Raw genomic sequence first — 13,160 nt, 5'->3', positions numbered from 1 at the left:
TGTGGGAGACCGCGGCCGCGCTCGCCGAGCGGGGCGGTCCCGAGGGCCTCGCGGCAGGCCTCGACGCCCTGCTCGACAGCTTCACGCGCGGCTCTGCTTCCGCAGCATCCGGCTGAACGGCGTGTCCGGGCGCTCCAGACGCTCGCCGTCCAGCGTGATGTCGACGGCCTCGTTGAAGAAGGCGACGCGCCCCTGGATCGCCGCCGCGGCGGGCAGCGGGTCGGGGTAGCTCCAGACGATGTTGGGCGGCACATCGCCCTCGCCGCGCCAGGACCAGTACTCGGCGGTGCCCTTGTAGGGGCATCCGGTGCTGTGGCCGGTGGCGTCGAACAGGTCCAGTCGGACGTCGTCGCGGGGGAAGTAGTACCGGGTCGGCAGGGAGGTCTCGAAGAGCAGGACGGGGGCGTGGGTGTCGGCGACGACCCGGCCGTCGATCTCGACCCGGACATGGCGGCTGCTGGGCAGCGCGTCGACGCGTTTGTGCGGGTCGCGGGGGTGGATGAAGATCTCTTCCTCCTCCTCGTACCAGTGGTCGAGGCCCGTGTCGGTGCGCAGGAACCACTCGAAGGCGATGTGGCCGGCCAGGTCGTCGGCGGGGAACGTCCAGGCCGCGTTCGCGCGCACGTCGCCGTCGGCGTCGAGGTCGTAGAAGATCCGCGAGCCGGTGTGCGTGCCGGTGGGCGGGTTCTGCGCCGGATGGAGGAGGTCGGTGCGGACATCGTCGTGCGGGAAGGCGTACTGCGGCACGGGTAGGTGGGGTTCCCAGACGAGGACCGGGTGCCGGCTGTCGACGACGGTGACGTCGCCCTTGCGGCCGCGCACCCAGCGCTCGCTGGGTTCCCACAGGAGGCCTTCGGGGGTGGTCCTGATCGACCTGGCGGCGGGGTGGGCCGGGTGGGTGGTCATGGCCGGTGCTCCTTTCGGAGGTCCGGATGTCCGGTTCCCTCCACGGTCCCACATGCTCAGTGCGCCGCGTCCAGCCTGGCCCGCTGCTCGGGGGTCAGTTCCAGGTCCACCGCGGCGAGGTTCTCCTCCAGCTGGGCCACCGAGGAGACCCCGGCCAGCGGGACGATCGGCAGCTCGCCGCCGATCTGCCAGGCCAGCACGACCTGGTTGACGGTAGCCCCGGCCTCCCGGGCCACCTCCCGCAGCGCCGCCAGCCTGGCGGGGGTGCCGGGGTGGTCGAAGTCCGCGGGCAGCCGGTCCGGGCGGGTGTAGGCACCCTTCAGCAGGGGCGAGTAGGCGACCAGGGTCAGCCCGGGCTCGGCCCGCAGGTAGCTCAGCAGGTCGGGGCCGGCGTGGCCGAGGCTGCCGTCCGGGAAGAGGTCCTCGGGTACGTCCGTGCGGGGGCGCAGGTGGCTGTGCGCGTACTGGAGCACCTCGTAACCGGGCAGTCCCCGATCGTCGTTGGCGCTGTCGCCTGTGTACAGGGCGTACTGGAGGTGAGCGACCGTAGCCCGCTGGACGGGTGGCAGGTCCGGGACCTGCTGAGGAACACCGGCTGGCCTCAGCAGGACGCGCCCGGACGCCCGGCCACCCAGCGGATCGGAAACCGGCCCGACCTGAGTCAACTGATTCCGGCCGCGCTGGCATGATCACCGGCGATCGCCGACGACAGCCGCGCTGCGACGGCCGGACCGCCCGCCCGTCGCAGCGCCGCATGAACAGAGTCCGGGGTCGCGCCGAACCCCGCGCATGGCAACTCACTCACTCCCGTTGAGCCCGATGCATGAACTGGCGTGGCAGCAGCGGTAGAAGCGTTAGCGCCCACCATCCCCGTTTCCAGCGGCAGGACCGCGCTGATAGCACCAGTTTCCTGCCGGCCATGGTGACTTTTGCCAACGCAGCGAGAGCCAGCCCGGACAGCCACGGCAACCGCAGTCGTGATCGTGCAACCGGCTCCGGAGGCATCGGCAGACCGCTGATCAACCTCCGCCTTTCACTTGCGGCGGCGTAAGGAAACGCCTAGGGCCACGGGCACAGTCACGTCCCCGACGGTCGCGGTTGTTCCGGCGGTACCGAACTCTCGGCGACCGCCATCCACTGGTCCAGGTCGGCCTGGGTGAACTCTGCCCACGGGGGGATCTCGGGGAGCTGGCGGAGGAGGTCGTAGGCCTCGGAGATCTTGGGGCCGCGGAGGACCGGGGAATGGCAGCCGGCGATGACCTCGGCGTTCAGGCGTTGGAAGTCGTCCACGACCGTCCGGAACTTCTGGGTGTCCAGCAACGCGACCCAGGGAGAGACCAGCCGTCCGCCGAAGGATTGGCCGTCGCGGAACTCGTCCGCGGACAACGCCGCTACGTCCGGCATCGGGGTGGGTACGTTCGTGGCGAAGGTGTCGACGGCCCACAGGACGTTGGTCTTCGGGTCGAAGAGGGCGCGGGTTGTGGGGTTGTCGTACAGGGGCGGTCGTTTGGCGACCAGGGTGCGGTCGCCCGCGTCGATCGTGTCGCCGTCGGTCATGAAGCGGCACCGGTTGATGGGGGTCTCCCACTCCTCGGCCATACGGCCGATGGAGAACCATGTCGTCAGCAGGGTCGCGTTCGGGCATTCGGCGAGGACCGCCAGGAGGTTGCCGGCGTGGTCGCGGTCGTCGTGGGTGAGGAAGATCCACCGTACGTCCAGGGGATCTACGACGGACCAGGCTGCCTCCAGCCACTGGGAGCGCACTGCGGGCGCCCCGGTATCCACGAGGACCGGTTCGGCTCCCCGGATCACCATCGAGTTCATCGGAAAGTGACCGACCGGCGGGGCCTCAAGGGCCCACGGGATGACGAACGTCTCCTCGGCGATCTTGTACGGCTGCAGAAGGTTGAACGTTTCCATGGTTGTCATCGCTGCTCTCCCTAGGACGGAGTCGCCGCAGCATCCATGAATCCAGTGCAGCCCCGTGGCGGGCCATCGTCAAACGCGGAACGTTCATGAGTCCTCGTTGCTGTCCTGACGGGGACTACACCGAACGTCTTACAGTCCCGCCCGGTCCAGGGCGTCTCCGTCGATGCGGGTCAGCAGTCGGCGGACCGTCGCCTCGGCCGGGACCAGCCGCCGTGGCAGCACCGGATCGGGGCACACGCCGAGTCGGTCCAGCACCTGCGGTGGCGCGTCCGCGATCCACTCGCCGACCGCCGGCAACGAGGTCGCCCCGGCCAGCACCGCGCACGCGGTCAGCGCGAGGACGACGGCCAGCGCGTGCCGCACTCCGCGCGGATCGCGCGGGTCCGGGCGCAGCACTCTCCGCACACCTCACAGCGCTCCGTGCCCCACGCTCCCTGCCCAGCCCCATCGTCATGACCCGCTGACACGAGTCAGGGACGCTTGGTCCCCAACTGGTCCCCAAGAATGATCAAGGCCGGTTTCGGAAACCTCCGAAACCGGCCCTGACCTGCGACTCCCACCAGTCGGGACGACAGGATTTGAACCTGCGACCCCTTGACCCCCAGTCAAGTGCGCTACCAAGCTGCGCCACGTCCCGGTGTGCGCGCACCGCGGTGAACCGCGTGATCGCGCGAACAGCACTTTACCCCACACCCCGGGCCGCGCCGAAAAGCGGCCCCCGGCGCGGGACAATCGCCTTATGGGCAGCACTGGAAGCTCCGGGAACTCGGGAAGCACGGGACACAGGGGAAACAGGGGGAGCACGCCCGCGGGCCGTCCGGGCGGCGGACGAGACCGCGACAGTGAGGGCCGGGCGCGCAACGCCCGGCCGCGGGACGGTCTCGGCAGGCCCCTGCCGTACGACGCGCCGGGCGTGCCGCGGCAACCCGAGGGCGTCGTCCGCACCCCGGAGGAGACCGTCGCCGAGGCGCAGCGGCTGCTGGACGAGGGGAAGCCGTTCCACGCGCACGAGGTCTTCGAGGACGCCTGGAAGTCGGGCCCCGACACGGAGCGGGAACTGTGGCGCGGCCTCGCCCAGCTCGCCGTGGGCCTGACACACACCGCCCGCGGCAACCTCATGGGCGGAGTACGCCTGCTGCGGCGCGGTGCGGGCGCGGCCGAGGCGTGGGCGTCCGCCTCCGGGGAAGCGACCCCCCACGGGATCGACATCGCGAGCGTCGCCGCCTGGGCTCGGGAGCTGGCCGAGGAAGTGGAGCGAGAGGGCCGACCGGTGAACGCGGGCGCGCGGGCGCCCCGGTTGCGGGGTGTGGACGCGGGGCGCTGACCGGGAACGCCGAGCACGAGCACCCCTGCCGAGGAAGAGCGAGCCCGGCACGCCGACCTGGGCCCAACGAGAACGAACGCGCCACACCGCCCGGCCCCGCGGCACAACCACCCCGGGCAGCAGCCACAAACACGCAACTCCGGGCCCGTCGTACCGTCCGGACCGCGCCGAGCAGCCGCGCTGCCCTTGCCCGGCCACCACCGGGCGGCGACTCGCGGAGGGCTTCCCTGAGGACGTGGACGACGTGGTGGTGATGCTCGCTGCCCGGCGAGCCTTCCGGCGGTACGTGGAGGACGACGTCGACATCTACTGGGGCGCCTGCCTCGGTACCCCGGGCGAGATCCTCGTCTCCGGCCCGATCGCCCAGGCCGTGCCCCGCATCGAGCGGTTGCGTGCCGAGGCCCGCGAACGCAAGGGCTGGATCATGGACACGTATCTGCTGCGCCGGCGCCCCTGCGACTGACACGACTGGGGTGCACATCACCGGGCAGCCGTGCGGACGTTCTGGCATGCGCCCCGTTCCCATCGCGATCGTCGTCGTCGCGGCGGCCGCCCGCACCATCCCGGTCGTGAAGTCGGTCTCCCGGCCGGTCATCGACTATCTGGGCATCGCGCTCGTCGCGGTCGGTGCCAGCGCGCTGATCCTGGCGACGAGTTGGGGCGGCAACGAGTACGCGTGGGGCTCGGGCATGATCATCGCCCTGTTCGTGGGCGGTGTGGTCGCGCTCGGTCCGTTCTGCCGGGTGGAGACCCGGGCAAGCGAACCGATGCTGCCCATGCGGCTGTTCGCCAACCCGGTCTTCACCGTCTGCTCGGTGCTGAGCTTCATCGTCGGCTTCGCGATGCTCGGCGCCCTGACGTATCTGCCGACGTATCTCCAGTCTCGACGAGGGGTTCCTGACCCGCGACGGCTCCCTCCAGTCCCACACGGAGGCCGGCGCCCGCGAGGCCGCGGTCATCAGCAGGGCCTGGGCCTCCTGGCTGGAGGAGCGGCTGGGGCAGGACATCGGCCGCCCCTCGGACAGCGACCTGCGGATCGCGGTCGACGCGATCGCCAAGCGGCTGCTGGTGGAGGACCTGAGCCACGGTCTGCCGGGCGGGCCGGCGAAGGTCCTGGCGACCAGCACGGTGTGATGGGCGCTGCCGGCCCGCCCCGGACACCGACCGGCGGACACGGCTCACCGTGGTTATCGTCCAGGCATGGAGTCCGTACGTGCCGTGCTCGTCGACATCGACGGGGTGCTGACCGTCTCATGGCGGCCCCTGCCCGGGGCCGTGGAGGCGTTGCGGGAGATCCGGGACGCCGGGCTCGCCGTGCTCCTGGTCACGAACACCACGTCCCGCACGCGGGCGTCGATCGCCGGGACGCTCGTGGACGCGGGGTTCCCGGTGTCCGCCGAGGACATCCTGACCGCGCCCGCCGCCACCGCCGCCCACCTCGCCGAGCACTGTCCCCGCGCCCGGTGCGCCCTGCTGAACAGCGGTGACATCGCGGAGGACCTCGACGGTGTGACCGTCGTCGACGCGGCGGACTCCGGAACCGTGCCGGATGTCGTGCTGGTCGGCGGGGCCGGTCCGGAGTTCGGTTACGCGGCGCTGGACCGGGCCTTCGGGCATCTCCAGCGCGGGGCCCGGCTGGTGGCGATGCACCGCAACCTGTACTGGCGTACGGCCGACGGGCTGCGGCTGGACTCGGGTGCGTTCCTGGCCGGCCTGGAGCAGGCCGCCCGGGTGGAGGCCGAGATCACCGGCAAACCGGCCCGGGCGTTCTTCGAGGCGGCGCTCGCCCGGCTGGGCGTCGGTGCGGGCGAGGCCGTGATGGTCGGGGACGACGTCGAGTCCGACGTGCTCGCGGCGCAGCGGGCCGGGATCACCGGGGTCCTCGTCCGGACCGGCAAGTTCCAGCCGGAGGTGCTCCAGGCTGCCGATGGCACGCCCGACCACGTGATCGACTCCTTCGCGGACCTGCCGGCACTGTTGCCGGGTTCAGCGCAGCAATAGTTGCAGGCCGCCCAGGACCGTCGCGGCGATGACCAGCTGTTCGAACAGTCGTTGGTTGATCTTGTTGACCGCCCACTTGCCGAACAGCGCGCCGGGCACGACGAACGCCACGAGCGCCAGGTCGAGGAGCAGGGAGCGGCCGTCGATCAGGCCGAGGCCGGCGCTGAAGGGCAGCTTGGAGACGTTGACGATCAGGAAGAAGAAGGCCGAGGTGCCGAGGAAGCCGAGCTTGCGGAAGCCCGCGGACAGCAGGTACATCGACATCACCGGGCCGCCCGCGTTGGCGACCATGGTGGTGAAGCCGCCGAGGACGCCGTAGGAGCGGGCCTTGAGGCGGCCCGCCGGGGTGGTGACCGACTCCGGCTCCTGCTCGGCGTCCGCCGTACGCCTGCGCCAGACCGTGACCGCGGCCATCAGCAGCAGGATCGCGCCGATCGAGGTCCGTACGACCGCGTCGTCCGCCCACATCAGGAACACCGTGCCGACGACGACGCCCGCGGCGACCGCCGGGAACAGCCGCCACAGCGTGGGCCAGTGGGCGTGCCGCCGGTAGGTGGCGACGGCGAGCAGGTCCCCGGCGATCAGGATCGGCAGCAGCACACCGGTGGAGGCGCGGGCGGGCAGCACCGCGGCGAAGATGGCGAGGCTGACCGTGTTGGCCCCGCTCACGGCGGTCTTCGAGAAGCCGACGAGCAGGGCCGCGAAGGCGAGCGCGGCGAACTCCCAGCCGGTGATGTGCCAGAGCGTCATGGTGTTCATGCGAACACCGATGCTATGTGCAACGAACAGGTGCGGGTAGCGGCGTCTCGCCTGGTGGCCCTAGTCGTGCCGTTCGACCAGGACGGCACTCCCCTGCCCGACACCCACGCACATCGTCGCCAGCCCCCGCCTCGCCCCCGTTCGCCGCATCCGGTGGAGCAGTGTCGTCAGGATGCGGGCGCCCGAGCAGCCCAGCGGGTGGCCGAGGGCGATGGCTCCGCCGCTCGGGTTGACCAGGTCGGGGTCGATGCCGAGCTGGTCCACGCAGGCCAGGGCCTGGGCCGCGAAGGCCTCGTTGAACTCGGCCTCCTCCAGGTCGCCGAGGTTCCAGCCGGCCCGGGTCAGCGCCTTGCGGGTGGCGGGAACCGGGCCGATGCCCATGACGTCGGGGTGGACGCCGGCGGACGCACCGGCGACGTAGCGGCCGAGGGACTCCAGGCCCAGGTCGTTCAGGGCGTCTTCGCTGACCAGGAGCAGGCCGGCGGCACCGTCGTTCATCGGGGAGGCGTTGCCCGCGGTGACCGTGCCCCCTTCCCGGAAGACCGGCTTGAGCCGGGACAGCTTCTCGTACGAGGTGTCCTCGCGGACGCACTCGTCGGTGTCGACGACCACCCCGTCGGGGCGTTCCACGGGCAGGAGTTCGTCGTCGAAGTGGCCGCATCTGCGGGCGAGGGCGGCGCGTCGGTGACTGCGCAGGGCGAAGTCGTCCTGGCGTTCGCGGGGGATGCCGTAGCGCGCGGCGACCTCCTCCGCCGTCTCACCCATGGAGAGCAGGCCGTGCAGGTCCCGCATCGCGGGGTTGACCAGGCGCCAGCCGAGGCGGGTGTCGGCGGTCTCGACGCGGTGCGGCAGGGCCTCGTCGGGGCGGGGCAGGACGAAGGGGGCGCGGCTCATCGACTCGGAGCCGCCCGCGATCACGATGTCGGCCTCGCCGGCGGCGATGGTGCGGGCTGCCGTGGTCACGGCCTCCAGGCCGGACGCGCAGAGGCGGTTGACGGTGGCGCCGGGCACGGACTCGGGGAGGCCGGCGAGCAGCGCGGCCATGCGGGCGACGTTGCGGTTGTCCTCGCCTGCCTGGTTGGCGGCTCCCCAGTAGACGTCGTCGACGCGGGCCGGGTCCAGCGCGGGCACCTCGCCGACCAGGGCGCGGACGACGGTCGCGGCGAGGTCGTCGGGCCGTACCGGGGAGAGGGAGCCGCGCAGCTTGCCGATGGGGGTGCGGCGGGCGGCCGCGAAGTGGACGGGACGCACGAGAGGACTCCTCACACACCGCGCGCAATACACACCGCGCATTAATTAGCACTGCTAGTTTCGGACTATAGACTCTCGCCCGCCACCTGGGAAGACTTCTGCGGGTTCCCGGGCTCCAAGAGCTCGTTGTCGCAGGCCAGGGCACCACTGCGGGAATGCCCCCGTTCGTCACGCCTCGCGTTTGCACCAGTGCGCCCTGGGCACCCGCGCGTTCATGGAGTGGTTGCGGAGCGCCGCCTGTGTGGGCGAGGACCCCGAGTTGTTCTTCCCCGTGGGCACGGCAGGTCCGGCCCTGCGGGACGTCGCGGCCGCGAAGCGGATCTGCGCGCGCTGCCCGGTGACCGACCAGTGCCTGAGCTTCGCGCTGGGCAATGGCCAGGCCTCGGGCGTGTGGGGCGGGACCTGCGAGGAAGAGCGCGACGCACTGCTCCGGACCACGACGAACGACGTGAGAAGGAGAAGCGCCCTATGACGGCTGTGCGGAGCACACTGCCCGACGAGGCCCGCCGGGTCTCGTGCGAGGCCCTCCAGGACACCCTGGTGGATCTGCTCGGGCTCTCGCTGATCGGGAAGCAGGCGCACTGGAACATCGTCGGACCGCGGTTCCGGTCGATCCACCTCCAGCTCGACGAGGTGGTCTCGGCCGCGCGGAACTTCTCCGACACGGTGGCGGAGCGGTCCGCGGCGCTCGGCGTCCCGCCGGACGGTCGGCCCGAGACCATCGCCAAGGCCTTCACGCTGCCCGCCCCGAAGGAGGGCTGGGTGCGCGACTCGGACGCCGTGCAGGTGATGGTGGAGTCCCTCCAGGACGCCATCGGCCGGCTGCGCGAGCGCATCGACGCGACCGAGAAGGCCGACCTGGTCACCCAGGACCTGCTGATCGGCATCACCGCCGAGCTGGAGAAGCAGCGGTGGATGTTCGACGCCGAGAACGTCCCCGGCGAGGGCTGACCGGCGCGCACGTACGTACGGAAAGGGGCATGTGATGACCGACGCCCTTGAACTCGACGCGCTGTGGGAGGACTTCCACCGCGTGGTGAACATGACCTCGCAGGAGCTCGCCGCCTGGCTGCGGATGCGGGACGCCGACGAGGACGCGGAGCCGCTGCCGGAGCAGGCGGGCACACAGACCGGGCAGCACGTCCTGGCGATCCTCCAGAAGCGGCGCACCGACCTGACCGAGGACGACCTGCGGGTGATGCGGAACGTCGTGGACAGGGTCACCTCGCAGGTGGACCTGGAGGACGAGCCGCTGCCCGAGGTGACGGCCGAGGACACCCGCCGCCGGCACCGGCTGATGACGGTCGGCCACGACCCGCTCAAGGGGTAGCACCCGTGGATCGGCAGCGGCGTGTCGTACGCGAACTCCTCGACGCGCACGGCCGGACGTACGCGGATGAGGCGGGCATCCGGTTGAGGGACACCCCGCAGCCGCTGTACCGGCTGCTGGTGCTGGCCCATCTGCTCAGTGCCCGCATCCGCGCCTCGGTCGCGCTGGCCACCGCCCGTGCCCTGCACGAGGCGGGGCTGCGCGATCCGCGCCGCATGGCGGAGGCCGACTGGCAGGAGCGGGTGGACGCGCTCGGCCGGGGCGGCTACCGGCGCTACGACGAGCGTACGGCCACCCAACTGGGCGACGGAGCCGAGCTGTTGAACGAACGGTGGGGCGGGGACCTGCGGCGACTTCGCCGGGAGGCGGACGGCAAGGTGTCCGAACTGCGCCATCTGCTCCAGGAGTTCCCCGGGATGGGCCCGGCCGGCGCCGACATCTTCCTGCGCGAGGCCCAGGGCGTCTGGCCGGAGGCCGCTCCCTACCTCGACACCAAGGCCCTCCAGGGCGCCGAGCGGCTGAAGCTGCCGAAGGACCCTGAGCGTCTCGTCGAACTGGCCGGCGACACCGACCCGGCCGTTCTCGCCGCCGCGCTGGTGCGGGCGGCGGTGAACAAGGACGTCGCCGAGGGGACGCTGCGGCGGGCCGGGTGACCGGCCTTCCCCCGTGCCGGGTGGCCCGCCCCTCTCAGCCGAGCAACCACCCTCCGTCCACCGTCAGTTCGACGGCGTTGACCGACCGGTTGCGCAACAGGAAGCCGACCGCGTCCACCACGTCCGCCATCGTGGCCAGCCGCCCGGTGGGTGTCTCCGTGCGCAGCACCTCCAGCACCTTCTCCGGCTTGGCCTGCCAGTACGGGCTGTCGCCGACGACGCCGGGATGCACGACGTTGACCCGGACGGGAGCGAGTTCGACGGCCAGGGAGTTCATCAGGCCCCGCACGCCCGCGTTGACCGTCGCCACCGTCGTCGCCCCCGGGTAGGGGCGTTCCTTGGCCTGTCCGCCGAAGAGGACGATGGCGCTGTCGTCGTGCAGCCGGGTGCGCAGCGTGTGCACGACCTCGGTGTAACCGACGAGCTTGAGCGTGACCAGCCGCAGGGCGGCGTCGATGTCGTACTCGCTCACTTTGTTGTCGTCCCGGGAGACCCCCGCGAGCACCAGATGGTCGACGCGTCCCACGTCGGCCAGTGCCGCCGCGATCTCCAGCGGTCGCGCCAGGTCGAGGGCGATGCCCCGGGCGCCGAACTCCTTGGCGATCAGGTCGGCGCGGTGGGCGTCGCGGCTGGTCAGGACCACTTCGTCACCCTGCTCGGCGCGGGCCCGGGCGAACGCGAGGCCGATGCCCGACGTGCCGCCGACGACAAGGACACTGCTCATGACCCCTCCTCAAGCACCTGGCGCAGATAGTCCCAGTCCCTGGTGAACCGGTACGAGTGCCGAGCCGGTGGCTGCGGCGCCTGCGTCTCCAGCCAACGCAGGGGCCCCTGCCCAGCGTTCACGAACCCATGCACACAGCCGGTGCCCGCCCACGCGAGGTCCCCGGGCTCCAGCCGGTACCGCTCGCCGTCCAGGGTGGTCTCGGCCACGCCCTCCAGGATCAGATACGTCTCCTCGAAGGGGTGGTCATGGGTGCCGATGACGCCGTCGGACGCGTACTGCACCATGAACATCGTCGAGCCGACCGCGCCCAGGTCGCTGTCGACCATCATCTTGACGGTGATGCCGCTGTACACCAGCAGCGCGGTGCGCATGCTCGCCGTGACGGCCAGCAGGTCCTGGGACTGCCTGCCGGGGTCCATCTGGCCGGGCTCGACATGGCCGAAGGAGCGGGTGCGCGGGTCACGGACGTCGACCCGGACGGGGTCGCGAGCGGGCAGGTCCGGCACCGTCTGGGTGTCGTGCCCGTAGCGGGCCCGTGGCACGGGGGCGAGCATGTACGCCCAGCGTCCGCCGGTGTCCCCGGCGCCGCGCCAGGCGTGCGGGACGCCGATCGGCAGCAGGCCGTAGTCCCCCTCCTCCAGCAGGTACGAGCCCTCGGGCACGTCGAGGACCACGGCCCCGCCGAGGACGTGGAAGCTCTCCTCGTACGACTGCACATGCGCGGGCACACGGCCGTCCGGTCGCAGTGCGCACAGGCCGAAGCCGGTGTGCACACTGCCGTCGTCCTCGCCGACCAGCGTCCGCCGCCGGTAGCCCAGGGCGTCGTACGGCGGCTCGGGCGGATCGGCCGCGCGGCGCACCAGATGATTCGTCATGCCGTGGCCTTCTCCCCCTTCGGCGCCTTCATCTCCTTCGCCGCGAGGAGACGGTCGCGGGCCTCGGAGACGAGCCGCAGCGCGCGCCCGGTGTCGGTGAGCAGCTTGCCGTCGCGCTTGTGGAGCACGCCGTCGACGAGGACGGTGTCCACGTTGGACACGTCCGCGCACAGGGTCACCGCGGCCGCCGCGTCGTGCACGGGCGCGACGTTCAGCGCGGTGGCGTCGATCGCGACGATGTCGGCGCGCTTGCCGGGGGTCAGGGAGCCGGTGCGGTCCTCCAGGCCCGCGACATGGGCGCCGTTGACGGTGGCGATCTCCAGCATCTGACGTGCTGTCAGCATGGTGCTGGGCACGGGCATGTTGGCCTGCCAGCAGTCGGCGTTGACGCGGGCGCGTTCGGCGCCGAAGGCCGCGCGGATCTGGGTGAACATGTCGCCGGGCACGGTGGTGACGACGTCGACGCTGAGCGACGGCCGCAGTCGGTGCTCGATCGCCTGCATGACGGGCGGCCAGCCGTGCCCCATCTGGAGCTCCACCTGCGGTGCGACGGACACCGTGCCGCCGCTGTCGGCGACCATCCGCCACTCCTCCTCGCTGAGGTAGCAGCAGTGGACGTAGGTGGTGTCCGGGCCGAGGAGCCCCAGGCCGTGGAGCTGCTTGACCATGCCGAAGCGGCCGGCCAGCCGTCCCATGGCCACGTGCACGGTGATCGGGATGCCGAGTTCGCGGGCGAGGGCCCACTCGGCGGCGACGACGTCGTTGACGCAGAAGCCGGGTCCGCGCGTGGCGAGGGCCATGGTCAGCAGACCGTCGTCGGACGCGAAGTGCCGGGCGCGGACCCGCCGGACGTCGTCGGCCGGTATCGCGATCTTGCTTTCGAACCAGTAGTCGGCGAGGGAGGTGTTGGCGCTGCCGTACGCGTACTGCGCCCGGATGCCGGATTCGGCCAGGCCCTGGATCGCGGCGTCCGGATGGTCCGGGGTGTTGTTGATGTGCGACCAGTCGACGAGCGTGGTGATACCGGCGTTGAGACATTCCAGCGCGCCCGCGAGGTTGGCCGCGTAGACGTCCTCCGGGGTGTACAGGGGTGCGAAGGTGTCGAGGATGTCGACGAAGTAGTCGTCGAGGGTGGCGTCGGGGGCGACGCCCCGGATCGGCGCCTCCCAGGTGTGGCGGTGGGTGTCGACGAAGCCGGGGATCACGATGCGGCCGGTCATGTCGAGCACCTCGGCATCGGCGCTGATCTCGGGCCGCACGGCCACGATCCCGCCGTCCTCGACGAGGACGTCCCCCTGGGCCAGATCCCCGACGGCGGGGTCCATCGAGATCACGTGACCATTGCGCAGAAGTGTTCTTGTGGTCATCGCGCTTCCTCCCATGGGGTCTTCGGTGCGTGGGTGGG

Annotated in this window: 14 protein-coding genes, 1 tRNA gene and 3 pseudogenes; 8 read left to right on the top strand and 10 right to left on the bottom strand. The window is 71.4% G+C overall.

What is annotated here, in order from left to right; all coding sequences use genetic code 11:
* Positions 1-81 precede the first annotated feature (81 nt).
* From HDA41_RS35395 to HDA41_RS35375, 5 genes and pseudogenes are all read right to left on the bottom strand, one after another.
* Positions 82-906, bottom strand: a complete 825-nt coding sequence (locus HDA41_RS35395) for a DUF427 domain-containing protein (RefSeq protein WP_184991303.1) — start codon at positions 904-906, stop codon at positions 82-84.
* 56 nt (positions 907-962) lie between these two features.
* Positions 963-1,397, bottom strand: a pseudogene (locus HDA41_RS35390) (aldo/keto reductase); the annotation flags it as partial.
* Between the two features lie 586 nt (positions 1,398-1,983).
* A complete protein-coding gene (locus tag HDA41_RS35385) occupies positions 1,984-2,835 on the bottom strand; it encodes an MBL fold metallo-hydrolase (RefSeq protein WP_230299513.1) in 852 nt (283 codons plus the stop codon).
* A gap of 129 nt (positions 2,836-2,964) precedes the next feature.
* On the bottom strand, positions 2,965-3,231 hold the full coding sequence (locus tag HDA41_RS35380) for a transposase family protein (RefSeq protein WP_230299514.1): 267 nt from the start codon (positions 3,229-3,231) through the stop codon (positions 2,965-2,967).
* Positions 3,232-3,398: 167 nt separating this feature from the next.
* Positions 3,399-3,472, bottom strand: a tRNA-Pro gene (locus tag HDA41_RS35375).
* A 102-nt stretch (positions 3,473-3,574) separates the two neighbouring features.
* Here HDA41_RS35375 and HDA41_RS35370 point away from each other — a divergent pair.
* From HDA41_RS35370 to HDA41_RS35355, 4 genes and pseudogenes are all read left to right on the top strand, one after another.
* A complete protein-coding gene (locus HDA41_RS35370; protein ID WP_184991301.1) occupies positions 3,575-4,159 on the top strand; it encodes a DUF309 domain-containing protein in 585 nt (194 codons plus the stop codon).
* A 184-nt stretch (positions 4,160-4,343) separates the two neighbouring features.
* A pseudogene (locus HDA41_RS35365) lies at positions 4,344-4,622 on the top strand (precorrin-6A synthase (deacetylating)); the annotation flags it as partial.
* Between the two features lie 55 nt (positions 4,623-4,677).
* Positions 4,678-5,082 (top strand): annotated as a pseudogene (locus HDA41_RS35360) (MFS transporter); the annotation flags it as partial.
* Between the two features lie 277 nt (positions 5,083-5,359).
* A complete protein-coding gene (locus HDA41_RS35355) occupies positions 5,360-6,160 on the top strand; it encodes an HAD-IIA family hydrolase (protein ID WP_184991299.1) in 801 nt (266 codons plus the stop codon).
* Here the strand turns inward: HDA41_RS35355 and HDA41_RS35350 are convergent.
* Together HDA41_RS35350 and HDA41_RS35345 are read right to left on the bottom strand one after the other, a co-directional pair.
* The gene (locus HDA41_RS35350; protein ID WP_184991290.1) at positions 6,146-6,919 is read right to left on the bottom strand and encodes a sulfite exporter TauE/SafE family protein; all 774 of its coding nucleotides are present in this window, start codon (positions 6,917-6,919) and stop codon (positions 6,146-6,148) included. The two genes, HDA41_RS35355 and HDA41_RS35350, sit on opposite strands and share 15 nt — an antisense overlap.
* Before the next feature lie 60 nt (positions 6,920-6,979).
* A complete protein-coding gene (locus HDA41_RS35345; RefSeq protein WP_184991288.1) occupies positions 6,980-8,170 on the bottom strand; it encodes a thiolase family protein in 1,191 nt (396 codons plus the stop codon).
* 214 nt (positions 8,171-8,384) lie between these two features.
* On the opposite strand from HDA41_RS35345, the gene HDA41_RS35340 reads away from it, so the two are divergent.
* From HDA41_RS35340 to HDA41_RS35325, 4 genes are read left to right on the top strand one after another with little or no spacing between them, the layout of a single operon-like run.
* Positions 8,385-8,642 carry a WhiB family transcriptional regulator gene (locus HDA41_RS35340; RefSeq protein WP_184991286.1) on the top strand — a complete coding sequence of 86 codons (258 nt, stop codon included), beginning with the start codon at positions 8,385-8,387 and terminating at the stop codon, positions 8,640-8,642.
* On the top strand, positions 8,639-9,121 hold the full coding sequence (locus HDA41_RS35335; RefSeq protein WP_184991285.1) for a Dps family protein: 483 nt from the start codon (positions 8,639-8,641) through the stop codon (positions 9,119-9,121). The genes HDA41_RS35340 and HDA41_RS35335 overlap by 4 nt, the downstream gene beginning before the upstream one ends.
* Before the next feature lie 34 nt (positions 9,122-9,155).
* A complete protein-coding gene (locus HDA41_RS35330; protein WP_059421059.1) occupies positions 9,156-9,500 on the top strand; it encodes a DUF3140 domain-containing protein in 345 nt (114 codons plus the stop codon).
* A gap of 5 nt (positions 9,501-9,505) precedes the next feature.
* The gene (locus tag HDA41_RS35325; RefSeq protein WP_184991283.1) at positions 9,506-10,153 is read left to right on the top strand and encodes an HhH-GDP family DNA glycosylase; all 648 of its coding nucleotides are present in this window, start codon (positions 9,506-9,508) and stop codon (positions 10,151-10,153) included.
* Between the two features lie 34 nt (positions 10,154-10,187).
* Here the strand turns inward: HDA41_RS35325 and HDA41_RS35320 are convergent, their stop codons facing one another.
* Genes HDA41_RS35320 through HDA41_RS35310 form a run of 3 tightly spaced genes read right to left on the bottom strand, consistent with a single transcriptional unit; the run spans position 10,188 to position 13,122 of the window.
* Complete coding sequence (locus HDA41_RS35320) at positions 10,188-10,877, bottom strand: SDR family oxidoreductase (RefSeq protein ID WP_184991281.1); 690 nt, start codon at positions 10,875-10,877, stop codon at positions 10,188-10,190.
* Positions 10,874-11,755, bottom strand: a complete 882-nt coding sequence (locus HDA41_RS35315; RefSeq protein ID WP_184991278.1) for a cupin domain-containing protein — start codon at positions 11,753-11,755, stop codon at positions 10,874-10,876. The genes HDA41_RS35320 and HDA41_RS35315 overlap by 4 nt, the downstream gene beginning before the upstream one ends.
* Positions 11,752-13,122: an amidohydrolase family protein gene (locus HDA41_RS35310; RefSeq protein ID WP_184991276.1), complete on the bottom strand. Its 1,371-nt coding sequence runs from the start codon at positions 13,120-13,122 to the stop codon at positions 11,752-11,754. Before HDA41_RS35310 ends, HDA41_RS35315 begins: the two co-directional genes overlap by 4 nt.
* Positions 13,123-13,160: the final 38 nt, after the last annotated feature.

The sequence above is a fragment of the Streptomyces caelestis genome (assembly GCF_014205255.1).
GTDB lineage: Bacteria > Actinomycetota > Actinomycetes > Streptomycetales > Streptomycetaceae > Streptomyces > Streptomyces caelestis.
The sequence above is the reverse complement of the archived record's forward strand: the minus strand, read 5'-3'. Positions and strand labels throughout refer to the sequence as shown.

What these genes read in the sequence shown, in the direction of transcription:
- HDA41_RS35395 (WP_184991303.1), bottom strand. Translation starts at nt 906, where the DNA reads ATGACCACCCACCCGGCCCACCCCGCCGCCAGGTCGATCAGGACCACC.
- HDA41_RS35385 (WP_230299513.1), bottom strand. Translation starts at nt 2,835, where the DNA reads ATGACAACCATGGAAACGTTCAACCTTCTGCAGCCGTACAAGATCGCC.
- HDA41_RS35370 (WP_184991301.1), top strand. Translation starts at nt 3,575, where the DNA reads ATGGGCAGCACTGGAAGCTCCGGGAACTCGGGAAGCACGGGACACAGG.
- HDA41_RS35355 (WP_184991299.1), top strand. Translation starts at nt 5,360, where the DNA reads ATGGAGTCCGTACGTGCCGTGCTCGTCGACATCGACGGGGTGCTGACC.
- HDA41_RS35350 (WP_184991290.1), bottom strand. Translation starts at nt 6,919, where the DNA reads ATGAACACCATGACGCTCTGGCACATCACCGGCTGGGAGTTCGCCGCG.
- HDA41_RS35340 (WP_184991286.1), top strand. Translation starts at nt 8,385, where the DNA reads ATGGAGTGGTTGCGGAGCGCCGCCTGTGTGGGCGAGGACCCCGAGTTG.
- HDA41_RS35335 (WP_184991285.1), top strand. Translation starts at nt 8,639, where the DNA reads ATGACGGCTGTGCGGAGCACACTGCCCGACGAGGCCCGCCGGGTCTCG.
- HDA41_RS35330 (WP_059421059.1), top strand. Translation starts at nt 9,156, where the DNA reads ATGACCGACGCCCTTGAACTCGACGCGCTGTGGGAGGACTTCCACCGC.
- HDA41_RS35320 (WP_184991281.1), bottom strand. Translation starts at nt 10,877, where the DNA reads ATGAGCAGTGTCCTTGTCGTCGGCGGCACGTCGGGCATCGGCCTCGCG.
- HDA41_RS35315 (WP_184991278.1), bottom strand. Translation starts at nt 11,755, where the DNA reads ATGACGAATCATCTGGTGCGCCGCGCGGCCGATCCGCCCGAGCCGCCG.
- HDA41_RS35310 (WP_184991276.1), bottom strand. Translation starts at nt 13,122, where the DNA reads ATGACCACAAGAACACTTCTGCGCAATGGTCACGTGATCTCGATGGAC.